We start from the raw sequence: 23759 nt of genomic DNA on the forward strand, positions 1-23759 counted from the left end.
TTGAGTATTCTCGTAATTGCCCTTAACGAAGAGATTGCCATGCTGGATCTGACCGGAAAAAATGCCTTAGTCACAGGCATTGCTAACAATCGCTCGATTGCTTGGGGAATTGCCCAACAACTCCATAAAGCGGGTGCCAACCTAGGGATTACCTATCTGCCCGATGAGCGGGGCAAGATGGAAAAAAAAGTAGCAGAACTGGTTGAACCGCTACAACCCAGCTTGTTTGTGCCCTGCAATGTGCAAGATGATGCTCAGATTCAGTCCACCTTTGAGACTGTGAAGGAGAAGTGGGGCAAGCTAGATATCTTGGTTCACTGTCTGGCCTTTGCCAACAAAGATGACTTATCTGGCCACTTTAGCAACACTTCGCGGCCAGGATTTACCACAGCCTTAGACATCAGCACTTATTCGTTGATTCAGCTCAGCGGTGCCGCTAAACCCCTGATGACAGAAGGCGGCAGCATTGTCACATTGACCTACTTGGGCGGGGTGCGCGTGGTGCCCAACTATAACGTTATGGGCATTGCCAAAGCGGGCTTAGAAATGAGCGTCAAATACTTGGCGGCAGAACTCGGACCCCACAATATTCGAGTCAACGGCATTTCTGCTGGCCCGATTAGAACTCTCGCTTCCTCTGCGGTTGGGGGAATTCTGGACATGATTCATCATGTGGAGGAAGTGGCACCCCTGCGTCGCACTGTGACTCAACTAGAAGTTGGCAATACAGCGGCGTTCCTATGCAGTGATTTGTCCAGCGGTATGACAGGGCAAATCCTCTATGTTGATTCTGGCTATGAGATCATGGGGATGTAGTGGTTGCCCTTGAGTGACTACAACCGTTTGGCCTGCCTGCGCAGGCTCAAAGTTTCTTACTTCCTGTTTCTACTTCTCAGTTTTTACTTCCCAGTATTGAGTAGGGCCTATGCAGACTAGCATTCATGAAGCGTCTTCCCAAGAGAACCGCACAGCCTTCGAGCAGGCCAACGGAGCATCATTAGAACCCGTATTTTCAGGACGAGTGGCCTCAGTCAGCCGCAAAACGGGTGAGACAGATGTGCATGTCACCATTAATTTGGATGGACAGGGCCGCTGTGTAGCCGCCACAGGTATTCCATTTCTCGACCACATGTTGCATCAGATTGCTTCACATGGGCTGTTTGACCTAGAGGTGCGAGCGACGGGCGACTTAGAAATTGATGACCATCACACCAACGAAGATGTGGGCATTACCCTGGGTCAAGCTCTGGCTAAAGCGTTGGGCGATCGCAAAGGCATTGTCCGGTTTGGTAACTTCCTCGCGCCCTTGGACGAAGCTCTAATTCAGGTAGCTCTAGATTTATCTGGTCGGCCTCACATTAGCTATGGCCTGCAAATCCCCACCGAACGAGTCGGCACTTACGACACGCAACTAGTACGGGAATTCTTTGTGGCAGTGGTGAATCACAGCCAGATGACGCTGCACATCCGTCAGCTAGATGGCATCAACTCACACCATATTATTGAGGCTACTTTCAAAGCCTTTGCCCGTGCTTTGCGCGTTGCTACAGAAACCGATCCCCGTCGGGCTCACACCATTCCCAGTTCCAAAGGCGTTTTGTAATCTATCCTTGCTCTGGGGATTGGGCTCGGGTGCGATTGCTCAAAAACTTTAACTGTTGGTAGAGCATGGCAATCTGCGGAAGCTGCACTCCTGCGGCTTGGGCAGCTCGGAGTGGGTTGCCAAAAATTGCCTCAACTTCCAGAGATCTGCCTTCGTCATAGTCAATTTTCATGCTGGTGCGGTAGGGCTTCATCTTCACCGTGTCATCCAGCATTTTTTGAATAAAATCATCAGCGATCGCGCGACTCTGCACTTTTGCTCCTAAGGCAACTTCTCGCATCAATTGCTCTGCCAAAGCATAAGTGTAGCGATCGGCCATCAGCGCATCAGTTGTGGCGTTGAGGACCACTGACAAGCCGTTGAAGGGAATATTCCAAACCAGCTTGTGCCAGCGGGCGAGTAGCAGATCTTCAGCCAAGTGGATCGGGATACCAGCTTGGGTAAAGTCTTGAGCGATTTGGGACATGCGCTCTGTGATACCACCCGCTTGATAGTTCGCTGCGTACTCGCCTAAGGTGATGGCTCCATAGTCCAAGTGGCGAATGTGGCCAGGACCTACTTTGTTGGAACAAATAAAGCACAGCCCACCCATGACGCGCTTCGCACCTACGATTTGAGCCACTTCTGCTTCTAAGCCCAAGCCATTTTGCAGCACTAAGACAACGCCATCTTCTTTGAGCACCCGAGGAAGTAGGGCTGGCAACAAGTGATTGTGGGTACTTTTGAGTGCGACCACCACTACATCGCAGCGAGGCATCTCCTCGACTCGACGGTAAGCATAGACCTGAGACAGTGTGAAATTTCCCTCAGGTGACTCGATCACTAATCCTTGCTGCTGCACCTGTTCGTAATCACTTCTGAGCAGGAAATGAACTTCTGTGCCTGCTTGCTGAAGCCGCGCCCCATAGAAGCCCCCTAATGCTCCTGTACCTAAAATTGCATAACGACGATTGGACGCAGCACCCAAAGAGGCCCCCATTGCTCCTAACTCCCTGCTTGCTCCTGTTCAAACATACTGTAATGAGGGGATGTGGCCCTAGGCTGACTAGAGCTTTATGGGTCGCAAGGCGGATTTAGAGACAGCCTAGAGAACAGACGGCTATCATGGTAGGCATTGATATTTATGAACAATTATCAATGATTGTTTCTGAATCTGGTTGGTCCAAAATCAAGTCATCTTTCACAGAAAAAGTTTTCTTTGGGCAGGAGCCAAGCGCAGAGTTAACAGCGATTTTGTTGGTTTACTTTGTGCAAGGCATTCTCGGCTTGGCTCGCTTAGCCATTAGCTTCTTTCTCAAAGATGAGTTAGGGATTGGTCCAGCGCAAGTATCAGCTTTGATGGGGATTGCGGCGCTGCCCTGGATGATTAAGCCTGTCTTTGGTTTTGTTTCCGATGGGTTGCCCATTTTTGGCTATCGTCGCCGTCCCTACCTAATTTTGTCGGGGGTGCTAGGAGCAAGCTCCTGGATTGCTCTAGCGACGGTGGTGCATACACCTTGGGCTGCAACGCTTGCGATCGCCCTTGGCTCGCTGTCTGTAGCGGTTAGCGACGTGATTGTGGACTCGCTGGTGGTAGAACGGGCCCGCGAGGAGTCGGTGAGTACTGCGGGCTCGCTGCAATCTTTGTGTTGGGGCTCTTCGGCGCTAGGGGGGCTGTTGACTGCTTACTTTAGTGGCTCCTTGCTACAGCGCTTTGATGCTCATACCATCTTCGCTATTACCGCTTCATTTCCTCTAATCGTCTCAGCGGTAGCTGGCCTGATCGCTGAGTCCCGCGTCAGTGCTAGGCCTAACTGGTCAGTGGTGAGTCATCAATTAGGTCAGTTGCGCCAAGCAGTGACGCAGAAGGCAATTTGGTTACCCACAGCTTTCCTCTTTCTTTGGCAAGCCACCCCCACGGCTGATTCTGCTTTTTTCTACTTCACAACCAATGAGCTGGGATTTCAACCTGAGTTCTTGGGGCGGGTGCGGTTGGTCACGAGTTTGGCCTCTTTGGTAGGAATCTGGCTATTTCAGCGTTTTTTCAAAGAAGTACCGTTTCGCGCCTTTTTCGGCTGGACGACATTGCTCTCGGCTGTGTTGGGCATGAGTATGCTGCTGCTCGTAACCCACGCCAACCGAGCTTTAGGAATTGATGACCATTGGTTTAGCTTGGGCGACAGCTTGATTCTGACGGTGATGGGCCAGATTGCCTACATGCCCGTCTTAGTGTTAGCGGCGCGTCTCTGTCCTGCGGGGGTAGAAGCGACTCTGTTTGCCTTGCTAATGTCAATTACAAATCTAGCAGGGCTGGTGTCCTACGAGCTGGGAGCCGTGTTGATGCACTGGTTAGGGATTACCGAAACCAATTTCAGCTCTCTCTGGTTGCTGGTGCTAATTACCAATCTCAGTACCTTGTTGCCACTGCCATTTTTAGGTTGGCTGCCAGGAGCTGACCCGAAGACAGAGTCTGGGACTGCCAGTTTGCAAGCCAAACCCGCTATGGAGCGAGACCTAGCGACTACCAAGCAATTAGGTCAGCCATTTTTGCCAGATTTGATGTCGGAATGGGTACCGCAGTCGATGCGGGAGCCTGTGGAAGAAACCATTGATTAATCATTTGGTTTGCAAGTTTTGAACTCGTTTTAATTAAACTTCGCTGATTACGGACTATGCAAAGTTTTCAGCTCCAAGAGCGCGCCACAACTGTCCCAATTGATCCTTACAATCCTCAGGATTGGCAAAAAGGCTATCGTTCCTTACCTAAGGAGTACGACTACCGCATTGATGAAGTGGAGGGCGAAATTCCTCCCGAGCTCCAAGGTACTTTGTTCCGTAACGGCCCAGGATTGCTTGACGTCAATGGTCAGTTATTGCATCATCCTTTTGATGGCGATGGCATGATTTGCGCGATCGCCTTTAAAGACGGTCAAGCCCATTTCCGCAATCGCTTTGTTCGTACCGAAGGTTTCCAGAAAGAACAAAAAGCTGGCAAGATCCTCCATCGCGGCGTATTTGGCACCCAAAAGCCAGGGGGACCACTGGCGAATGCATTTGACTTCAACCTCAAAAATATTGCCAACACGCAAGTGATTTACTGGGGTGGCAAGCTGTTGGCACTATGGGAAGCAGCCGAACCACATCGGCTTGATCCGCAGACGCTAGAGACTTTAGGCAGAGAATATTTGGATGGCGTCTTGTCTCCGGGGTCAGCGTTTGCTGCTCACCCGTGGATTGATCCGGGCTGTGCTCAAGATAATGGCGCTCCCTGTTTAGTCAACTTCGCGATTAAACCTGGGCTATCGACCAACATTACGGTCTATGAGCTGAATCCAGACGGTAAAGTCGTGCGGCAATCGGTCCACTCAGTGCCTGGATTTGCCTTCATTCACGATTTTGCGATTACACCAAACTATTGTGTGTTTTTCCAAAATCCGGTGCACTTTAATCCCTTGCCCTTTGCCTTGGGTTTACGCGGAGCCGCTGAGTGCATCACTTTCCAACCAGAGCAACCGACCCGAATCTTGGTAATTCCTCGACGCGCTTCAGAGTCGATGCAGATCTTAGAAACCAAATCGGGATTTGTCTTCCACCATGCCAATGCCTTTGAGCAAGATGGGTCGATCTACATTGATTCGGTTTGCTACGAAGCTTTTCCAGAAGTAGAACCTGGCTCGGATTTCCGAGAAGTGGATTTTGCCAGCTTAGCGCCGGGTCATCTGTGGCGATTCCACTTAGATCTCGTAGGTAAGCAAGTTGAGCGGCAACTTATAGAGAGTCGTTGTTGCGAGTTTCCCTTTGTGCATCCATCCAGAGTAGGCCGTCCCTACCGCTATGCCTATTTAGGTGCAGCTCATGCAGCGATTGGGAATGCGCCTTTGCAAGCGATCCTGAAAGTAGATTTGGAGTCGAGCGATCGCCAACTTTGGAGTGCAGCGCCCCAAGGCTATGTCGGTGAACCCGTGTTTGTGCCCCGCTCGGGTTATAACGAGCAAGGATTACCGCAGGCTGAGATGACTGGGGAAGAAGATGACGGTTGGGTGTTGACCTTGGTTTATGACTCGAAGCGGGAGCGATCGGATGTCGTGATTCTGGATGCTCGTGACCTCAACCAAGGACCCGTCGCGCGGTTGCATCTGAAGCATCATGTGCCCTACGGCTTGCATGGTACCTTCACCCCTGCATACTTTGGACGCGATCGCTAGCCTGGAATGCCTCGCACGCGCTGGTTTCTACCCAGTTGCGATCGCCTAGCTGGCACCACCTCAAGGTCATTAGCACTGATGGCTTATCTTAAAGAGTTGATGAACTTTGTGTGCCCGCTATGGCTGATTCTCGGTACTTGGATGAAGATGGGACAGAAAAGCCCGTATAGATACTTAGGTATTTGTAGCTAAAGCAAGGTTAGAAAATAACTGCTTGCTGCTAGTAGGGTTTCAGCGCCATAAGGGCTGCTTCTAGAACGAGTGAGCTGAAGATGTGTTAAGACAGTGTTACGAAATTCTGCCTCGCTAATTTAGCCCAGCTCAAGCTAAGGTCCAACCCTGTCCTTTCGTACTGATTGAAATTCCTCAGGTTGCCGCTATGAGATTCAGCATTGTGATCACAACTTACAACCGCTTGTCTCTGTTGAAGCGAGCGATTGCTTCAGCCCTAGACCAAACGGTGCCTTGCGAGGTTGTCGTTGTCGATAATTGCTCCTCAGACGGCACTGAAGCGTATGTGCGCAGTTTAGGCAACCAGGTTGTTTATCATCGCAATTCCGCTAACTTGGGCCATTCCGGGGCAGTAAATACTGGAGTCAAAGTTGCCAAGGGTACTTGGATTAAACCCGTAGATGACGATGACTATCTAGCGCCTAACTGCATTGAGGAAATGGCCAAGGCGATCGCTCTGCGCCCCCAAGCTGCCATCTGTTCTTGCCAAGCAGCTCAAGTCGATGACAACGGAGTTGAACTGAGCCGAACGCGACAGGTGGGGCCAGGGCAAGCCTTCTACATCCCGCAAGAAGATATTCATTATGGGATGTTGCTGGAGCAAGTTCCCTTCGGTACCCCGATTCAGGTTGCCTTCCGGAGAGACGCATTTTTAGAATCTGGGGGTTGGGATACCAGCTTAACGAGCTGTGACGATATTGATTCGTGGATCAGAATTGCCAAATATGGCGATGCCATTTTCATCAATCAGTGTTTGACCTACCGGACCGTTTGGCCAGGTGGATACGACCAAAAGATTGCCCTAGAAACTCGCATGAATACAAACATCCTGATGAAGGAAAGAATTCATGCGTTGGTGAATGAGAAATATCGCTCAGCGATTCCAGCCATTCAAGATATCCGTCATTATCTCTGCCTGCATTGGGGCTTAGTCGCCTTGAAGCAAAAGAAAATTGTGAATGGTCTTCAGATGGTGCTACCCGCTACGGCATCTCCTGCTGCTTGGAAATTGTTGTTAGGAGCTCGCAAGGGACATCAACCAAACCCAACCGTTCGCAAGTTGGTCTTAATGGATGTTCACTCCTCTGCGCCAGCAGCAATGCTGATGAATTCTTAGATTCGCGTTTCTGATTTCAAGACCGTTAAAAAACACAAGAGAAAGCAGGGGTATCTTTGAACCACCCCTGCTTTTATCGATTTAAAGACACTTGGGAGGCTAGATCCGGGCTCCTTCTGGAATAGGTCTGCCCTTGGGTTCTGGCAAAGCTGGCCGCCGTTCATAAGGCGTAGGAATGTATTGAACGGTAGGTCTGCCGCCTTGAGGTTGAGGATAAAGCTCCATCAAGTTGTAGATCGAGGTGGATAAACCTACAGTTATCGGTAAACCCAATTCAGTGGCTTCTTCCACGGTAACTGGGTAATCGTGAGTGACTTTGCCAGTGGTCAAGGTGTCAATAATCAATTCAATTTTGTCATCTGCAATTTTCTGCTGAGGCACATTGTCTTTGAGCAAGGCTCTGACAAACTTTTGCACTTGCTGAATTGCCTTACGAGACAAATCAGCCATGATCAAAGTTTGATCATCAATGTCACTAATTGGTTTTTCTTCGACCACCTTTAGGACACTAGCGGCTGGAAAGTTACCCAACTGCGGGTCTACGGGGCCGAGTACTGCATTGGCATCCATGACAATTTCATCCGCAGCTAAAGCTAGCATGGTGCCGCCACTCATGGCGTAGTGAGGCACAAAAACTGTCACTTTGGCAGGGTGACGAATCAAGGCTCTAGCAATTTGTTCTGTCGCCAGCACCAGACCACCAGGAGTATGCAAAACAAGGTCAATGGGCATATCGGGTGGAGTGAGGCGAATCGCCCGTAGGATTTGCTCTGAATCCTCAATCGTGATGTAACGAGATAAAGGAATTCCTAATAAATTGATTGATTCTTGACGGTGAATTAAGAGAATTACTCGACTATTATGTTGTTGCTCTAGCCCCCGCAAAGCTTGCAGGCGAGAGGATTCAATGCGGCGACGCTGCCACATCGGTTGTAGCGAAGAAATTAATAGAAAAACCCAAAATAGGTCTAGAAAACTAAAGGTCATTTGAAAAATTACTCATCAATAGAACTTAGCGTGAAGCCCTTTTATTATTTCAATCGCGGTGAGAGGTTGAGTCTATCGGAAGCATTAAAATAGCTTTCTAGCGACCCATGGGGCGATCGCTCTATTCAATCTATAAAAGCTATAAAAATTTTCAAACTAATACTAAATAGATTCACCTCTAGTTTCTGACTTCTATTTTTATCTTATTCAAGCGAATCTATCTTTAGATGCAGGTTCTTTAGAGCGCGTACTATAGCAGGGTTACATGCCTGAATTCAGCTTGAAGATTTCATCTAAGTTGAGGAATTCTATCGATTTGTTTACCACTTTAGAGCGAGGGTATAATTTTTTCTCTGTCCTTGGGTTAATAGTTTTCGACTGATTGCGTCGATTAAGCTTAACTTGTATCAGTCAACACTTTTAATCTTGTTTGAGGATAGATTTATGGATAATAAAACAGATAAAAATTCACCCGCTGTTGATAGTCAAGGTCGTGCTGAAGTAGATACCTACGATCGCGGCATTGTGCCCGCCGAAACAGCTGCCCGTAAAGAAAGAGAAGGTAGTGCATTTAAGCAACACCCAACTGAAGCTAGCCAGCAGCAGGCTAGAAATGATGATGAAACCGATAGCAACAGCATCAAAACAACTGAAGGTTACACCTCCGACAAAGAAGGCTTAATTAATAACTACGCGATTGAGCCAGAAATGTATGTGGATGAACCAGGAGATTTAAGAGAAAAAGAAGCACAGCTAAAAGCTGAGCGTACGGGAGAAATCAACGAAGCCAATCAAGACAAGGACGGTCAACTGTCAATGGAACATGACAGTCGTGGTAAAGGCCCTGGCATGATCTAAACCTACGGCTCAGGCTTGAAAGAAAACGCTCAAGAGAGGGCGGGGGTGTAAAGCTACACCCCTTTTTTTGTTTGCTGTTTAGCTGGTTTAACTGCGGGCAACTCCATCTTGGCGAGCCGCCCGTTGCACTGCTGCCGCTACAGAAGTTGCGACTCGCTCATCAAAGACAGACGGAATTACATGTTCTCGATCTAGGTCAGAAGGCTTAACCAACGAGGCGATCGCTGCTGCCGCTTCTAGATACATGCTGGTGGTTAAGGCGGCAGCTCGACAATCTAGGGCACCTCGAAAGATACCGGGAAACGCCAAGACGTTATTAATTTGGTTGGGGTAGTCGCTGCGGCCTGTCGCCATCACCGCAACATCATTCACGACAAGCTCGGGTTGAATCTCTGGAATCGGGTTTGCCATGGCAAACACAATCGGATCACTTGCCATCGAGCGCACCATTTCAGGCGTTAAAACGCCAGGAGCACTAACACCTAAAAAGACATCTGCCCCAACTAAAGCATCGGCTAGGGTGCCACTTTGGGTGACGGCAAATTCTCGTTTCTCTGCGGTCAGGTCAAGGCGATCTAGGCAAAGCAAACCTCTAGAGTCGCACATATAAATCCTGGTCGCCCCGGCTTTACATAGCAGACGAGCGATCGCCACTCCTGCCGCCCCCGCGCCATTAATCACAATTCGCACTTGGTCTAGGGGTTTGTGGACTAACTTTAGAGCGTTGGTTAGGGCTGCCAGGGTGACAATCGCAGTGCCATGCTGATCATCATGAAAAACCGGAATATCGAGTTCACGCCGCAGGCGATCTTCAATTTCAAAGCAGCGAGGAGCCGAAATATCTTCTAGATTGATCCCGCCAAACACAGGCGCGATATTCTTCACGGTTTCAACGATCGCATCCGTATCTTGGGTTGCTAAGCAGATCGGGAAGGCATCAATTCCAGCAAATTCTTTGAACAGCATCGCCTTGCCTTCCATCACAGGTAAAGCCGCTTCAGGCCCAAGGTTGCCCAACCCTAAAATGGCACTGCCATCTGTCACCACGGCGATTGTGTTTTGCTTAATGGTTAGGTTATAAGCTTGCTCTGGGTCTTGGGCGATCGCATGACAAATACGGCCCACTCCTGGGGTATAGGCCATCGCCAAATCTCCTTGGTTTTTGAGCGAGATTTTGCTTTCTACCCGAATTTTGCCGCCTCGGTGCAAGTTAAAGGTGCGATCGTAAACGTTGATGAACTTGATGTCTGGCAAATCTTTGACTGCTTGAACAATGGTTTCCGCATGCTCAGTGCTGGCTGCATCAACGGTAATATCGCGCAAAGAAAACTGGCGGGTCTGCTCGATCAAATCAATGTGGCCCAGGTTGCCTCCAGCCCCGGCGATCGCTTGGGTGACGCTAGCCAACATGCCCGCCCGGTTAGGCAGTTGGAAACGAATCGTTAGGCTAAAACTAGGATTAGGAGTTAAATTCACCATAATGCTGTCGTTTCCTCTGCTGGCTCAAAGACGTTGTTAGATGGAGTGGGAGAGAGGCAAAAGTCTTGTGGTCATTTTTAGCTTAAAGAAATTAGAGACCCACGATTGTACTGAGTCACACTGATAGGTTTGAATTGCAGCTATGCCAAGCCTCTACACTGAAATTGAAATTGATGCCCCCAAACCAAAAGTGTGGCAAGCGCTCGTGCAAAAAGATCAGTGGATGTACTGGAATACGTTTTTGTACGACTGTGACGCGTCGCGCCCCTTCAAGCAAGGTCAGGAAGTGCTACTTTCTCTACGACGAATTCCAGGCGAAGAAGAAACCGAATTTGAACCTTTAGTCACTTTGATTCAACCGGAGGTGTGCTTGAAGTGGTTCTCGGCGATTCCAGGCTTGCAAAACGAGCATGTGTTTGAACTTCAGGAAATTGATCGAGAGCGCACTAAGTATATTCATCGAGAAGCTTTTTCAGGTTGGCTGGCTCGCATATTTTGGCCGTTTATTCGGGCTGACGAGCAGCAGGGCTTGAGACGAATGGCACGAGAGCTAAAACAATATGTGGAATACCGTTGAAATGACGACGCTTCATTAAAATACAGTCAGAACTTAGTATCTGCCTCATCTAAGTGGGCATACTGAACTCATAATAAATGGGTTACCAGTATCAATCAGGCGCGAGAGAAAATTCTGGTTTAGAGCTGATCCGGCTTGTTAGTTGGGAAAGAAGGCTTAGAGGTTGCTTGAAGCCAGCGACTATCTATTCCTTTAGCACTTAGTTTGTATCGTAATTTCAGTGAGCCTCCTTAATTGTTGTATCCCCTCCACCAACGATTCAGTTCCGATTATCTGGTTCATCAGTGACTATGAACTATAAAGACGGATGGGCTTTAAAGCACTTCCGATGGTTGCGATATGGTGTGGCCGTATCAGTGGTTGTAGCGGCAACTGTAGTGCGATTACTGCTCAACCCGTTTTTGGGCAATGCAGCACCATTCTTGCCATTTATCTTAGCTGTACTATTTAGTGCCTGGTATGGCGGTTTGCGGCCAGGTTTGCTATCGACTGGCCTGAGTGCCGGGATCATCCATTACTTCTGGCTACGGTCAAATGGTACAGACGTCGTGGGGTTTAGAAACCTGATTCTATTAGGGCTGTTTCTCACGGCTGGGATTGGCTTGAGTTGGGTAAATGAAGTTCTGCACCGATCGCGCAGAGGCAGTGAAGCCACTCTAAAGGCTTTGCGCTCTAGCGAAGAGCAGTATCGGCTTTTGGTCGATGGCGTTAAAGACTGCGCCATTTATCTGCTGGATGCTCAAGGCTATGTGATGAGTTGGAATGCGGGAGCTGAGCGGATCGAAGGGTATCGGGCCGAAGAGATCATCGGCCAACACTTCTCCCGTTTTTGCCCTCCAGAAGATGTGGCCCAAGGGAAGCCAGAACGAGTCATAGCGGCAGCGATCGCCCAAGAGCGCTTTGAGGAAGAGGGGTGGCGGGTTCGCAAAGATGGTTCTCGATTTTGGTCTCATCTCCTAATGACTGCTTTATGGGATGAAGCAGGAGAACTGCGTGGCTTCTCGAAACTTGTACGCGACATCAGCGATCGCCAGCGTGCCGAAGCTGAACGTCAGCAGTCAGAAGCTGCTCTACAGCGAAGTGAGGAGCAATTACGCTTGGCACTGGATGCTTCTCAAGCAGGAATTTGGGATTGGAATTTGCCCACCGGAACTGTAAGTTGGTCCAGTAAAACCGAACAATTATTAGGTTTGATTCCAGGCACTTTTAGCAAAACTTACGAAACTTTTCTAGAAGCTGTTCATCCTGGCGATCGCGACCAAGTTGTCCAAGCGGTAGCTAAGGCACTGGAGACCAAAAAAGATTACGCTCAGGAGTTCCGGGTCACCTGGCCCGATGGTTCTATTCACTGGATTGCAGGAGCAGGCAAGCTGCTCTTGAACGATCAGGGCGAAGTTGTGCGGATGCTGGGCACTAACATGGATGTGACTGAGCGGAAGCAGACAGAACTGGCCTTGCAGCAGCAAACCGACCGAGAACGCTTGATTGGGGCGATCGCTCAGCGATTACGCCAGTCTCTCAATCTAGAAGAGATCCTCAACACAGCAGTTGCTGAGGTGCGACAGTTCTTACAAACCGATCGAGTAATCATTTATGAGTTTCAGGCTGATCAGAGTGGAGTCGTTGTTGTAGAGTCGGTCGCTCCAGAGTGGACTTCCCTTCAAGGCACAGTGGTACCCCCCTTGGAGGAACCCTTGGTGCAGCTATACCGAGCAGGCCAAGTATCCTCACTGTCAGATATTTATGCAACTCCTTTAGAACCAGATTGCCTGAACTTGTTAACGCAGTTCCAAATCCGAGCAGACTTGGTCATCCCAATTTTGCAAGGCGAGGAACTGTGGGGCTTATTGGTTGTTCACCATTGTGCTTCAGCGCATGAATGGCAAGCTTTAGAAATTGATCTGCTAAAACAGCTAGCGGCTCAGTTAGCGATCGCCATCCAACAATCCCAGCTCTACCAACAGGTTCAGCAACTCAACTCCAACTTGGAACACCAAGTCCAAGAACGGATGCAACAGTTGCAGCAAGCGCTCAACTTTGAGGCAGTACTAAAACGGATCACTGATAAGGTGCGAGATAGCTTAGATGAGGGCCACATCCTGCAAACTGCCGTCCGAGAACTGGCACTTGTGCTACAGGCAGATAGTTGTAACGCGGCGCTTTATGACCTGGAGCAAGGGACGGCAGACGTTTGTTATGAGTACACCACCTCAACCTTTGCTTTCCAAGGCCGACGTCTGCACCTAGAATCCTTTCCAGAAATTTATCAACCTTTGTTGCAAGGTCAGTGTGTGCAATTTTGCTCCATTATGTCCTCCTCTCGCCAAGACCAAGCGGCCCTGCTGGCTTGTCCGGTCCTAGATGACCAAGGGGTGTTGGGTGATTTATGGTTGCGGCATCGGCCAGAGTACATCTTTACGGAGCAAGAGATTCGCCTAGTGCAGCAGATTGCCAATCAGGGGGCGATCGCGCTTCGCCAAGCTCGACTGTATCAAGCCGCTCAAGCGCAAGTCGAAGCCCTAGAAAGACTGAACCAACTCAAAGATGACTTTCTCAGCACGGTCTCTCACGAGTTGCGGACTCCAGTCGCCAATATGAAAATGTCAATTCGGATGTTGGAGTTGGCGCTGAAGCAAGAAGTCCCCACCAGCAACCAGCCCCAAAAGTCTGAGCGCTATCTGCGGATTTTGCAGGATGAGTGTGAACGGGAAATCAGCTTAATCAATGACTTGCTCGACTTGCAGCGCTTAGAAGTAGGAGTTCAACCGCTCACTTTAACCACGATTGATTTATATACCTGGATCGAGCAGTTGGTAAAACCTTTTGAAGACCGGATGCGAGCTAGACAGCAAACTTTACAAGTAGAGATCGCGCCTGAGCTGCCTCCTTTGGTTTCTGACTTGTTAGGCTTGGAACGCATTCTTGGCGAGCTACTAAATAATGCTTGCAAGTACACACCACCGGGCGATCGCATTTCCGTGAAGGTGCAAGCCCAAGCCGAGCGGATACGGTTTCAGGTAATTAATCTGGGAGCAGAAATTCCTGCTCATGAACTGTCACGAATTTTCGACAAGTTTTATCGGGTTCCTAGTGCGGACCCCTGGAAGCAAGGTGGCACTGGCTTAGGCTTAGCCTTGGTGCAAAAACTAGCTAGGCATCTGCAAGGTCAGGTCTATGTAGAGAGCGCTAATCACCGCACTGTCTTTACCGTTGAAGTGCCTATGACACTCGCGGCTGAGCTAGCCGGAAAGAAGTCTAATCGATAACGATATAACGCAACGGGACGACTATTGCTTAATCCTCCAGCCTTGAAATAATCAGGGTCTTGGGGAGAAAGATAAACAGCGGTGATCTGGTCAGCTACGATCGCTGGGGCTTCAGCATCGGCAGATTTTTGAGCAGATTTTTGATAAGAGGTAGTTGTCTCGACTTGATTGAAGTAAAGCTGCGGTGCCCCGCGAAATTGCTGTTGAAACACCTCAGTCGTAATAAATTGATCAGCCTGGGGAGTTTCAGTCGCTCGTCCAGTCACAATCGAAACCAATTGGCGATCGCCCCGTAACAAGGTGATTTGACGATTAGGAGAATGAGGGTCCACTCTGACTGCTAAGACAGCGCGATCGCCCAAATAAGCTTTAGCAATATTCAAGCCATTAAAGGCGCGATCGGCCACCACCCCAACTCCATTTTTAGGTCTGGTCATAGGCAGGAGCAAAGACTTAGGTTTATTGGATGTTGCTGCTGGCGCAAATCGCACCCGAAATTGCACGGGTTGTTGCAAATACTGACGATTGCTCTCAAAACCTGGGGTGATTACCTCTGGAGCTAAAGGTGCCACTAAATCTACCAGTGTGCTAGTCACATCCCAGTTGCCCGCCAACCATTCCGGATAAACCAAATCTCCCTTAGCCGCTTGAACGGGGGGTTGTTCCTGCCACTGCGGAAAAGCTGCGATGCGATCGCCTAAAGGCCCTGCTTGCGCGATCGGTTGCCACAGCATGATCAAGATGCTGAGACAACACCAAAGCAGATTGCGCCAATCAAAACTCCATTGCTTCAACTGCGATCGGCTCCTAAACTTCCCTACGCTAATGGCTAAGTTGAACCAATCAATTATTGTTCGTACTGTTCGTAAGCAGCAACAATTCGCTGGACTAAAGGATGGCGCACCACATCGGCTTGAGAGAAGTGGCAGAAAGCAATGCCTTCGACATGTTGCAGAATTTTCTGAGCCACCGCCAAACCCGAAGTCTGTTGAGTCGGCAAGTCCGTCTGAGTCAAATCGCCCGTGACTACCATGCGCGATTTGAACCCCAGCCGAGTCAAAATCATTTTCATTTGAGCCGGAGTTGTATTCTGCGCTTCATCCAAAATCACAAAAGCGTTGCTGAGAGTGCGGCCTCGCATATAGGCGATCGGAGCGACTTCAATCACCCCCCGCTCCATTAAATTCGGAATCTTCTCCGGGTCAATGAACTCATACAAAGCATCGTAGAGGGGCCGCAAATAAGGGTTAACCTTCTGCTGCAAGTCTCCTGGCAAGAACCCCAACTTCTCACCCGCCTCTACCGCCGGACGAGTCAAAATTAAGCGTTCGCACTGATTAGAAAGTAACGCTTGTACCGCTAACACCGCCGCTAAAAAGGTTTTACCCGTCCCCGCTGGGCCAATACAGAAAGTGAGATCGTGGGTGCGGACTGCCTGAATGTATTGCCGTTGCCGAAACGTTTTAGCTCGAATATCTTCCCCTCGACGAGTCCGCGCTAAAACGTCATGCTGCATCTCGTTGAACTCATCTTGGCGATGGGTGTCCAAGGCTTGACGAGCGGTGAGAATGTCGGCTCTAGAAATACTTTTACCTTTGCTCCAAAGGTCTTCGAGCGATCGCACCACTTTACAACTCAAATCAACTTGAGTTGCGGTTCCAGAGATCAACAGCTCCTGTCCCCGGAGAACAATCGTGGCTCCAGTTTGGCGAGCTAGGGTTTTAAGATTTTCTTCTTGTAAACCAGCCAGGGCGATCGCACTCTCAGCCGTGGGTAACTGAATGGATGCAGCCTCTACCATGCGAATATCGGTGCTCCTAAAAAGGTTTTTGCGCCAGCTTGCTTAATCGTGAACCAAAGTGTTACAAAAATCGTTTTTGAATCACAAAAAGACGCCTGAACCGAATGCAATCTTGGTTGGCAGGCGTCTACTCACTTTAATATTTTGCTACCCCTTGAAACCACTGTAAAAGCGTATATTTGCTATCTACATCGGGGTTTAATTTACATCTCATGCACTTAAGGGCGACGCTTACGGGAAGCTTCGGACTTGTGCTTACGACGAAGACTAGGCTTCTCGTAACGTTCGCGACGTTTAACTTCAGATAAAATTCCTGCTTTCTGAATCTTCTTCTTGAAGCGTCTTAACGCTGATTCAATGGATTCATTTTCACCTAGACGCACTTCTGCCACTCGCTGTGCTCACCTCCTTGCTTTGGATTTTAGGATAGGGCTGTGTTTTAGCAACCGCACTTTAAGCAGGCGGAAGCCCTGCTCACGTTCCTAATTTATACCTTATTGAGTCCGTAGTTTAGGAGCAGATTTGGGGGGTGCAGAGCGAGGAGGCTGAGACTTTGAGCTAGACTCCGGCTCCGCTGCTTCGTCTCGGTTACCTACTGGGTCACCGCCAAAAACATCTAAGTAGATGGCTTGGCCCGAAGATTGAGCCGCAGCTTCTAAAACAGTCCGAATGGCCTGGATGTTACGTCCACCGCGACCAAATACACGCCCTTTATCCGAGCTATCAAAAGCTAACCGAATCCAAATTTTGGGTCGGCTAGCAGATAGCTCACAGTCTACTTTTAAGGACTCCGGCGACTCCAGAAAAGGTTGAATGAGGAACCGCACCAATTCAACATAGTTGGGGCTAGCAGAGCGAGGCGGAGTTGAGTGACCCAACCCCTCTCGACTGGATGACTCAGGCATTGACCTGTTCGAAGACATTGGCCTTTCTAAGAATGCTGCGTACCGTTTCGGTAGGCTGAGCTCCTTCTTGGAGCCGCTTGACGATCGCGTCAACTTTTAGACGCACTTCATCCGTTCTGGGATTATAAAAGCCCAACTCTTCCAGGGGACGACCATCCCGGCGAGTGGTGCTATGCATTGCCACAATCCGGTAACTGACTTCACGCTTTTTGCCGTATCGCTTCAACCGCAGTTTGATCATGCTTGAAGGGTTTGCTCCTAGGGAATTACAAGTTTTAAAGCTAATAGCTATGAGCTTTTAGCGATTGCCTATCAGGCTTTACACAATAAGCACTATTGAATTGATCATCATACCATTTGCCTGGACTCACCCGCTACTGCGCTCAAATTATTTGAGACTGTTAAGGACGGCTGGGTGACTTAAGTGCTAACGCGCGAAAGGCTCATCGCTCATAGTTAGTTGCCCAATGCTAATTGCTACAGATTGCCAAAGCCTTTTTTCTTTTTCTCCTTCTTTTTCTTGGTAGGAGCTCCCCCAGGATAGCCACGCCAACCGGGTTGTGGGGGTTGGTTGCCACCATAACCCGGTCCGCCACCGAACGGTCCCCCACCAAACATCCCAGGCATGGGAAGTTGGCCCTGTCCCAGCTGTTGCATCAGCGATCGCATCTTCTGGAAATCGGCCACTAACTTGGCTACATCCGATTCGGCATAACCCGCACCACGAGCAATACGACGACGGCGGCCAGGAGAACCTGCCAACAAATCAGGGTCTTTGCGCTCCTCAGGCGTCATGGAGTTGATCATCGACTCAGCCCGCTTCAGTTGAGTCTCTCCTTGCTGGAGTTGCTCGCTGCTCAGCTTGTTCATGCCTGGGATCAGCTTCATGATGCCACCCAAGGAACCCATGTTTTTCAACAAGCGGGTTTGCTTGAGGAAGTCAGTGAAGTCGAATTTGGCCGAGAGGATTTTCTCCTGCATTTTCTCGGCATCGGCCAGATCCACGGCTTCCTGGGCTTTTTCTACCAGGGTGAGTACGTCTCCCATGCCCAGAATTCGGGAAGCCATCCGGTCTGGATAGAAGGGTTGCAACGCATCAACTTTCTCCCCCACCCCAATAAACTTAATGGGCTGACCAGAGATGCGGCGAACTGAGAGGGCCGCCCCACCCCGGGTGTCGCCATCCATCTTGGTGAGAATTGCCCCAGTAATGCCAATTTGGTCGTGGAAGGTGCGAGTCAAGCTGGCGGCTTCTTGCCCTGTCATGGCATCTACGACCAACAGCGTCTCATGAGGCTGAATGGTTTCTTTGATGCGCGCCAACTCCGACATCATGTTTTGGTCGATTTGCAGACGACCCGCAGTGTCGATAATGACAGTATTAATTCCTTCTGCCCTGGCTCGTTCTACTCCTTGGCGAGCAATTTCAACGGGGTCAGCATCTTTGCCCAGTTCAAACACGGGCACTTCGATCTGTTTACCCAAGGTGACGAGCTGGTCGATCGCGGCAGGGCGGTAAACATCGGTAGCGACCAAGAGAGTGCTGCGATTCTCTTTACGCAGATGCAAAGCCAGTTTAGCGGTCGCAGTGGTTTTACCCGTTCCTTGCAGACCTGCCATCAAAATCACGGTGGGCGCTGGGCTAGCTTCTGCCAGGGGAATATTGGTTTCCCCCATCACGGATACCAACTCGTCGTAAACCAGTTTGATGAACTGCTGGTCAGGCCGAACGCCAGCGACCACCTCTTCGCCTAGGGCTTTGGTCTGCACCTCTGCAACAAAATCTTTCACCACTTGGAGGTTGACGTCCGCCTCCAAGAGAGCGCGACGAACTTCCCGCAGGGCTTCCTGAACGTTCGATTCAGAAATTTTGTCTTGACCCCGCAGGGTTTTCCAGGCAGATTCTAAGCGTTCAGCGAGCGCGTCAAACATAACTTAATGACTGTCAGATAATGAGTCTTCAATCCAGAGGTGCGTTTAGAAGCAAACTGTTGCTTTCCCACTTATCCAGATTAATCGTTTTCGCTCCAGGTCGGGTGGAGAATTCGTCGGAAATACTATTGCCATGCTTTAGACCGGCAATTTTCATCTTTGCATGCGGGGTTCTACAGCCGCGATCGCGGGCTTAATTTGGCAGGATCAGCAACATGGCTGATAAATATCCTTGACTCCGGGCTTATAGCCCTGAATTAAATGGGAAAAACTAGGTATTAGGTCACTAAAAAGCTGGTGGGTTTACGGGAGAACTCAGCGATCGCCAGTGATGCTCTAACCGAGCATGAGCAGCTTGGTGGCCCTACGGTTTATTCAGGTGATCTCCTTGCGTCAAGTTCAAGCCCACTTTCTCAAGCTTCTAAGTTTATTTCTATTGAGTATGCTGCTGTGCGTTGCTTGCTACAGCTCTACTTCAGTCACACCACAGCCGAATCAAACGCCGCTAAAAGTGGGTTATAGTCTGTGGCCTGGGTACTTCCCGATGGTAATTGCCCAAGAGAAAGGGTTTTTTGCTGAGCAAGGCGTGAACGTTGAACCTGTTTATTCTGAAAACTATTTAGAGCCGATCTCTAACTTCAGTGCAGGCCAAACCGATGGGGTGACACTGGCAATGGGTAGCTTAATGGGCATCATCGGGCAAAACCCAGATATTCAAATGGTCATGCTCACCGATCAGTCTGCGGGTTCTGATGCTTTAGTGGTTCAGCCTGAAATTACCAGTGCGAAAGACCTGAAGGGCAAGCGAATTGGAGCCAAGCTGGGGGATTTTGGCGAGTTGTTTGTCAGGCAGTTAATGGAAGCTCACAACCTGACATCCGATGATTTTACTCTGGTGAATATGGAAGGAGAGTCAGTACCCGCTCGACTGCAAAGCGGCGATATTCAAGCAGGACACACCTGGGACCCTTATGCCACCCAAGCCGTTCGAGCGGGTGCTCATACTCTGTTTACTAGTAAGCAAACACCAGGCTTGATTCCCAGTGGCATTGTGTTTCACAGCTCAGTGATTCGCGATCGCCCCCAAGAGCTAAAAGCCTTTATGAAGGCTTGGTTTCAGGCTCAGGACTACTGGCTAACGCATCCTCAAGAAGGAGCGGCCTTAATTGCCCAAGCGCTCAAACTCAAGACAGCAGATGTCTCCACCGCAGGGGTGCAGTTGATGACGCTACCCAAAAATCTCAAAGCACTGACCCCCGGTACCACCACCGAGTCTCTTTACTACACAGCTCAGTTGTATGCTGACTTCTTTATTCGTACTGGTGGATTGAGTACTGCCCCCGAAGTTGAGAAGTTAATTGTTCCCTCATTTGTGCAGGCGCTCAGTCAGGAACAGCCATAATGAACTTCCTCAAATTCTCCACACTGCGTAGCAAACTCATTTTTTCGCTTTTGGGTGTCGCACTATTGCCGATCTTAATCTTGGCCCTGCTGAACCAGCGATCGACCCAAAAAGCTCTAACTAATAATGCTAACTTGGCTCTCTTGGGCGCTGCTTCCCAAACGGCCCTGAGCCTAGATTCGTTCATCAAAACCAATCTTGATGCAGTCCGAGTTGAAGCCCAGCTCCCTATTCTAGCCAAGTACCTGAGTCTGCCTGCTGTACAAAGAACAGCCATGCGGACCGAGGTGGAAACTACCCTGCTCGCCTTAGGCCGTAAAGATACGCTCAACATCTTGTCCTATGCCTTACTCGACGCACAGGGGCAAAATGTGATTGACACCTACACAGTCAATATAGGCAATAGCGAAACAGACCGTCCCTACTTCCAGCAACCATTCAAAACTGGTTTGCCTTACGTTTCGCCCATCCAATATTCAGCCAGTGATAGAGTAGCCAGCTTATATTTCACAAGTCCCATCCGTAATGCGCTAGGCAAGACGATCGGCATTTTACGAGTGCGGTACAACGCCAATGCCATTCAAAGATTAGTCGCGCAAAACAGTGCTCTAGTGGCGGGTGGCAAAGGCTCGTTTGCGATCTTGTTAGACGAAAATCAAGTTCGTTTAGCGCAGGGGTATGCTCCGGAGTTGGTTTTTAAGTCGGTTACGCCGCTGCCTGCGGCAAAAGTCAAAGCGCTACAAGCAGCGGGGCGATTACCCCAGGGAACTCCAGCAGAGCTAGCGACTAATTTGCCAGCGTTTGAGCAGGGACTTAAGAATACTAATCAATCTGCTTTTTTTACAACTCCTTTAGTCGTTAATAGTGATGAGTTAAATTCAGCGGCGGTGACGAAGTTAAAAACTCAACCTTGGTCGGTCGTCTTTGTTGAGTCACAGAGTTTGTTTCTAGGGCCTATCCAAGCTCAAATCCGGGCAACTCTGTTGTTGGCGATCGCGATCGCAGTTTTAGTCGCAGCCGCTGCCATTACCCTCAGCGAATTGCTCACAAAACCCCTAATTGGGCTGACTAGCATCGTTACCAGCTTTACAGCGGGTGACCTGAAAGCTCGTAGTACCATCCAGACCGAAGACGAAATTGGGGTGCTAGCAGGTAGCTTCAACCAAATGGCTGAGCAGGTGGGTAAGCTACTGCAAAATTTGGAGGAACGGACGCAAGAGCTAGAAGTGAGCCAACAGGTGACGGGGGCTGTCACCGAGCTGTCGCGGGTCGTCTTGGACCCCAAACGCTTGTTACGAGAAGCGATCGCTCTGATGCAAAGTCGTTTCAACTTGCACTACATCCAAATCTACTTACTTAACCCTGATAAACAAGTTTTGTATAAGGAAGTTGAGTCTAGCCAGGAAGATATTACAAGACTGGGGCAACCGACTCGAATTGCTTTAGATGATGATGAAAGTTTGATTGCCACTGCCGCTCGCACCCAAGAGATTATTTGTGTGGATCAGGCGCACTCTAACCCTGAGGTAAAAGGCGTCTACTCAGCAACTTTAGGCTCTGAAGTTGTGGTGCCTTTGGTGACTCGTGGCTCTTTGCTAGGCGTGCTCAACATTGAGGATAAGCAGAGCGATCGCTTCAGCCCAATGGATTTAGAAACCTTCAATACCTTGGCGGGCCAAATTGCCACTGCTCTGGATAATGCACGTTTATTTGCGGAAGTGCAGAAGACTAGCACCGAACTGCAGGAGAAGGCGCAAGAGCTAGAACAGACGCTACGAGAACTGCAACAAACCCAAGCCCAAGTGGTACAAAGCGAGAAAATGTCCAGCTTAGGCCAGCTTGTGGCAGGCATAGCCCATGAAATTAACAACCCCGTGAATTTCATCTACGGCAACCTCAACTACGCTGGAGAATACATTCAAGACCTGACTGGGGTATTGAAGCTTTATCAGCGACAGTTCCCGCATCCTACTCCTGAAATTGCTGAGGAAATAGAAGCAATTGACCTTGATTTCTTGCTAGCAGACTTGCCCAAACTTCTCGCTTCCATGAAAGTAGGCGCAGACCGGATTCAGAAGATTGTCTTGTCTCTGCGGAACTTCTCCCGCATGGACGAAGCCGAGATGAAAGCGGTGGACATCCACGAAGGGATTGATAGCACCTTAATGATTTTGCAGAATCGGCTCAAAGCCAAGAGCGATCGCCCTGAGATTGCAGTGGTCAAAGATTATGGGAACTTGCCCTTGGTCGAGTGTTATGCGGGGCAACTCAACCAAGTCTTTATGAACTTGCTCAGCAATGCGATCGATGCTTTAGAGGATAGCCAAACTCCAGCTTCTGAACCTCCGCAAACCCCAACGATTGCAATTCATACCCGCCAGCTAGGCTCCCAATCCGTTGAAATTCGGATTGCTGACAATGGTCCTGGCATTGCTAAAGCTGATCAACGGCGATTATTTGACCCCTTCTTTACGACCAAACCTATCGGCAAAGGAACAGGATTGGGGTTGTCAATTAGTTACCAGATTGTGACTGATAAACATGGGGGAGTACTGCACTGTAACTCTGCCCCAGGAAAAGGCACCGAGTTTTTGATTGAAATTCCTTTGCGCCAAACCTAGGCATGGCTTTTGGTTTGTGGGCGATCGCGATACTACGACCAAGATTTGTCAGACTGCTCTATCTGGTCCTTGGCTTTACTCTCAATGGTCTTGAGGGTCTGTAGGATGAGCATTTCATCCAAATAAGTGGGTGGATTCAGATTATCAGAGGGAGCGCTAACCCGATCTGTAATGGCGCTCTGAACTTTGTCGTCAATATTTTGAGAAACAACTTTGATTTTGTGGGAAAGACGCTCGTAGAGTTTTTTGACTGAAGGGGACTCAGAAAACATAGCAAGTAAGTTTTATTTTTAAATGTAAACTTGCTACTGGTCTAGAGCCCTGTCCCTTTGGTCATAAAGAACACTCAGAAGGCTATGCTGACAGAATTATTTTTAAGTAGTTAACAAAATTCATTGACTAGCAGTTCGCAGCCTTGGAGACCTAAGCTGGGAGTGCTGCGATAAGCCGCGCTAGGAACCCAGATACGTACAGTGCGGTTGGTAGCAATGTAGTAAAGGTAATCAACTTCCGGGCGATAGGTGAGCCCTACGCGTAGATGGGAGAAGTCATCCTCACACATTTCATACCCAAATCTCACGACCAACTGAGCCACTAAACACTCTGGCGTATCACAGTATTCTCCAGAGCTGTCTCTTTCCTGCCAAAATTTTGCTAAGAAAGGCTGAAGCCGAGGCAAAATTTTCGTGGGAGTTCCTTCTCTACTGGCGTAGATGATTGCTGGATTACCTTCTACGATGATGTGACAGGGTGTAGCCATGTGGTTGAACTCCTGATAGTTCGGCGTTGAACTGCT

General features: G+C 49.3%; 21 protein-coding genes. 10 read left to right on the forward strand and 11 right to left on the reverse strand.

What is annotated here, in order from left to right:
* The first annotated feature begins 39 nt into the window (after window positions 1-39).
* Together fabI and hisB are read left to right on the forward strand one after the other, a co-directional pair.
* Window positions 40-816: an enoyl-ACP reductase FabI gene (gene fabI / locus H6F90_RS23870; RefSeq protein ID WP_190554736.1), complete on the forward strand. Its 777-nt coding sequence runs from the start codon at window positions 40-42 to the stop codon at window positions 814-816.
* Window positions 817-925: 109 nt separating this feature from the next.
* Window positions 926-1603 carry an imidazoleglycerol-phosphate dehydratase HisB gene (hisB, locus tag H6F90_RS23875; protein WP_190554594.1) on the forward strand — a complete coding sequence of 226 codons (678 nt, stop codon included), beginning with the start codon at window positions 926-928 and terminating at the stop codon, window positions 1601-1603.
* Window position 1604: 1 nt separating this feature from the next.
* On the opposite strand, the gene H6F90_RS23880 is transcribed toward hisB, so the two are convergent.
* Window positions 1605-2582 carry a putative 2-dehydropantoate 2-reductase gene (locus H6F90_RS23880; RefSeq protein WP_190554595.1) on the reverse strand — a complete coding sequence of 326 codons (978 nt, stop codon included), beginning with the start codon at window positions 2580-2582 and terminating at the stop codon, window positions 1605-1607.
* A gap of 158 nt (window positions 2583-2740) precedes the next feature.
* Here H6F90_RS23880 and H6F90_RS23885 point away from each other — a divergent pair, with 158 nt between their 5' ends.
* From H6F90_RS23885 to H6F90_RS23895, 3 genes are all read left to right on the forward strand, one after another.
* A complete protein-coding gene (locus tag H6F90_RS23885) occupies window positions 2741-4198 on the forward strand; it encodes a folate/biopterin family MFS transporter (RefSeq protein ID WP_190554596.1) in 1458 nt (485 codons plus the stop codon).
* 56 nt (window positions 4199-4254) lie between these two features.
* Window positions 4255-5787, forward strand: a complete 1533-nt coding sequence (locus H6F90_RS23890; protein ID WP_190554597.1) for a carotenoid oxygenase family protein — start codon at window positions 4255-4257, stop codon at window positions 5785-5787.
* Window positions 5788-6166: 379 nt separating this feature from the next.
* Window positions 6167-7135 (forward strand): glycosyltransferase family 2 protein, encoded by a 969-nt coding sequence (locus H6F90_RS23895; protein WP_190554598.1) that lies wholly within the window; start codon window positions 6167-6169, stop codon window positions 7133-7135.
* A 99-nt stretch (window positions 7136-7234) separates the two neighbouring features.
* On the opposite strand, the gene H6F90_RS23900 is transcribed toward H6F90_RS23895, so the two are convergent.
* Window positions 7235-8122 carry a hypothetical protein gene (locus H6F90_RS23900; RefSeq protein WP_190554599.1) on the reverse strand — a complete coding sequence of 296 codons (888 nt, stop codon included), beginning with the start codon at window positions 8120-8122 and terminating at the stop codon, window positions 7235-7237.
* A gap of 444 nt (window positions 8123-8566) precedes the next feature.
* Between H6F90_RS23900 and H6F90_RS23905 the strand changes: the two genes are divergently transcribed.
* A complete protein-coding gene (locus H6F90_RS23905) occupies window positions 8567-8980 on the forward strand; it encodes a hypothetical protein (RefSeq protein WP_190433961.1) in 414 nt (137 codons plus the stop codon).
* 87 nt (window positions 8981-9067) lie between these two features.
* Here the strand turns inward: H6F90_RS23905 and H6F90_RS23910 are convergent, their stop codons facing one another.
* Window positions 9068-10459, reverse strand: coding sequence for a malic enzyme-like NAD(P)-binding protein (locus H6F90_RS23910; protein ID WP_190554600.1), 1392 nt, complete (start codon window positions 10457-10459; stop codon window positions 9068-9070).
* A gap of 142 nt (window positions 10460-10601) precedes the next feature.
* Here H6F90_RS23910 and H6F90_RS23915 point away from each other — a divergent pair, with 142 nt between their 5' ends.
* Both H6F90_RS23915 and H6F90_RS23920 read left to right on the forward strand, forming a co-directional pair.
* Entirely contained in the window at window positions 10602-11036 is a 435-nt protein-coding gene (locus H6F90_RS23915) for an SRPBCC domain-containing protein (protein WP_190554601.1), read from the forward strand.
* Between the two features lie 290 nt (window positions 11037-11326).
* Window positions 11327-14302, forward strand: a complete 2976-nt coding sequence (locus H6F90_RS23920) for a PAS domain S-box protein (RefSeq protein WP_190554602.1) — start codon at window positions 11327-11329, stop codon at window positions 14300-14302.
* On the opposite strand, the gene H6F90_RS23925 is transcribed toward H6F90_RS23920, so the two are convergent.
* The 6 genes from H6F90_RS23925 to ffh all read right to left on the reverse strand — a co-directional run bounded on the left by H6F90_RS23925 (window position 14227) and on the right by ffh (window position 18940).
* Complete coding sequence (locus tag H6F90_RS23925) at window positions 14227-15096, reverse strand: DUF6816 family protein (RefSeq protein ID WP_242024612.1); 870 nt, start codon at window positions 15094-15096, stop codon at window positions 14227-14229. The two genes, H6F90_RS23920 and H6F90_RS23925, sit on opposite strands and share 76 nt — an antisense overlap.
* A 53-nt stretch (window positions 15097-15149) precedes the next feature.
* Window positions 15150-16103 (reverse strand): PhoH family protein, encoded by a 954-nt coding sequence (locus H6F90_RS23930; protein WP_190433953.1) that lies wholly within the window; start codon window positions 16101-16103, stop codon window positions 15150-15152.
* A gap of 218 nt (window positions 16104-16321) precedes the next feature.
* Window positions 16322-16495, reverse strand: coding sequence for a 30S ribosomal protein S21 (gene rpsU / locus H6F90_RS23935; RefSeq protein ID WP_190433951.1), 174 nt, complete (start codon window positions 16493-16495; stop codon window positions 16322-16324).
* A 102-nt stretch (window positions 16496-16597) separates the two neighbouring features.
* On the reverse strand, window positions 16598-17008 hold the full coding sequence (locus H6F90_RS23940; RefSeq protein ID WP_242024613.1) for a KH domain-containing protein: 411 nt from the start codon (window positions 17006-17008) through the stop codon (window positions 16598-16600).
* Window positions 17001-17249, reverse strand: coding sequence for a 30S ribosomal protein S16 (rpsP, locus tag H6F90_RS23945; RefSeq protein ID WP_190433947.1), 249 nt, complete (start codon window positions 17247-17249; stop codon window positions 17001-17003). The genes H6F90_RS23940 and rpsP overlap by 8 nt, the downstream gene beginning before the upstream one ends.
* Before the next feature lie 236 nt (window positions 17250-17485).
* Window positions 17486-18940 (reverse strand): signal recognition particle protein, encoded by a 1455-nt coding sequence (ffh, locus tag H6F90_RS23950; RefSeq protein WP_190554604.1) that lies wholly within the window; start codon window positions 18938-18940, stop codon window positions 17486-17488.
* Between the two features lie 346 nt (window positions 18941-19286).
* On the opposite strand from ffh, the gene H6F90_RS23955 reads away from it, so the two are divergent.
* On the forward strand, window positions 19287-20342 hold the full coding sequence (locus H6F90_RS23955) for an ABC transporter substrate-binding protein (RefSeq protein ID WP_190554605.1): 1056 nt from the start codon (window positions 19287-19289) through the stop codon (window positions 20340-20342).
* On the forward strand, window positions 20342-22963 hold the full coding sequence (locus H6F90_RS23960; RefSeq protein ID WP_190554606.1) for an ATP-binding protein: 2622 nt from the start codon (window positions 20342-20344) through the stop codon (window positions 22961-22963). Before H6F90_RS23955 ends, H6F90_RS23960 begins: the two co-directional genes overlap by 1 nt.
* A gap of 32 nt (window positions 22964-22995) precedes the next feature.
* Here H6F90_RS23960 and H6F90_RS23965 read toward each other — a convergent pair whose 3' ends face one another.
* Entirely contained in the window at window positions 22996-23235 is a 240-nt protein-coding gene (locus H6F90_RS23965; protein ID WP_190554607.1) for a hypothetical protein, read from the reverse strand.
* A gap of 110 nt (window positions 23236-23345) precedes the next feature.
* Window positions 23346-23723, reverse strand: coding sequence for a histidine kinase (locus tag H6F90_RS23970; RefSeq protein WP_190433938.1), 378 nt, complete (start codon window positions 23721-23723; stop codon window positions 23346-23348).
* Window positions 23724-23759 lie beyond the last annotated feature (36 nt).

It is taken from the genome of Trichocoleus sp. FACHB-591 (assembly GCF_014695845.1).
Lineage (GTDB): Bacteria > Cyanobacteriota > Cyanobacteriia > FACHB-46 > FACHB-46 > Trichocoleus.

Excerpts from the sequence above, each read along its gene's own strand:
- fabI (WP_190554736.1), top strand. The coding sequence starts at position 40 with ATGCTGGATCTGACCGGAAAAAATGCCTTAGTCACAGGCATTGCTAAC.
- hisB (WP_190554594.1), top strand. The coding sequence starts at position 926 with ATGCAGACTAGCATTCATGAAGCGTCTTCCCAAGAGAACCGCACAGCC.
- H6F90_RS23880 (WP_190554595.1), bottom strand. The coding sequence starts at position 2,582 with ATGGGGGCCTCTTTGGGTGCTGCGTCCAATCGTCGTTATGCAATTTTA.
- H6F90_RS23885 (WP_190554596.1), top strand. The coding sequence starts at position 2,741 with ATGATTGTTTCTGAATCTGGTTGGTCCAAAATCAAGTCATCTTTCACA.
- H6F90_RS23890 (WP_190554597.1), top strand. The coding sequence starts at position 4,255 with ATGCAAAGTTTTCAGCTCCAAGAGCGCGCCACAACTGTCCCAATTGAT.
- H6F90_RS23895 (WP_190554598.1), top strand. The coding sequence starts at position 6,167 with ATGAGATTCAGCATTGTGATCACAACTTACAACCGCTTGTCTCTGTTG.
- H6F90_RS23900 (WP_190554599.1), bottom strand. The coding sequence starts at position 8,122 with ATGACCTTTAGTTTTCTAGACCTATTTTGGGTTTTTCTATTAATTTCT.
- H6F90_RS23905 (WP_190433961.1), top strand. The coding sequence starts at position 8,567 with ATGGATAATAAAACAGATAAAAATTCACCCGCTGTTGATAGTCAAGGT.
- H6F90_RS23910 (WP_190554600.1), bottom strand. The coding sequence starts at position 10,459 with ATGGTGAATTTAACTCCTAATCCTAGTTTTAGCCTAACGATTCGTTTC.
- H6F90_RS23915 (WP_190554601.1), top strand. The coding sequence starts at position 10,602 with ATGCCAAGCCTCTACACTGAAATTGAAATTGATGCCCCCAAACCAAAA.
- H6F90_RS23920 (WP_190554602.1), top strand. The coding sequence starts at position 11,327 with ATGAACTATAAAGACGGATGGGCTTTAAAGCACTTCCGATGGTTGCGA.
- H6F90_RS23930 (WP_190433953.1), bottom strand. The coding sequence starts at position 16,103 with ATGGTAGAGGCTGCATCCATTCAGTTACCCACGGCTGAGAGTGCGATC.
- H6F90_RS23940 (WP_242024613.1), bottom strand. The coding sequence starts at position 17,008 with ATGCCTGAGTCATCCAGTCGAGAGGGGTTGGGTCACTCAACTCCGCCT.
- rpsP (WP_190433947.1), bottom strand. The coding sequence starts at position 17,249 with ATGATCAAACTGCGGTTGAAGCGATACGGCAAAAAGCGTGAAGTCAGT.
- ffh (WP_190554604.1), bottom strand. The coding sequence starts at position 18,940 with ATGTTTGACGCGCTCGCTGAACGCTTAGAATCTGCCTGGAAAACCCTG.
- H6F90_RS23955 (WP_190554605.1), top strand. The coding sequence starts at position 19,287 with ATGAGCAGCTTGGTGGCCCTACGGTTTATTCAGGTGATCTCCTTGCGT.
- H6F90_RS23960 (WP_190554606.1), top strand. The coding sequence starts at position 20,342 with ATGAACTTCCTCAAATTCTCCACACTGCGTAGCAAACTCATTTTTTCG.
- H6F90_RS23965 (WP_190554607.1), bottom strand. The coding sequence starts at position 23,235 with ATGTTTTCTGAGTCCCCTTCAGTCAAAAAACTCTACGAGCGTCTTTCC.
- H6F90_RS23970 (WP_190433938.1), bottom strand. The coding sequence starts at position 23,723 with ATGGCTACACCCTGTCACATCATCGTAGAAGGTAATCCAGCAATCATC.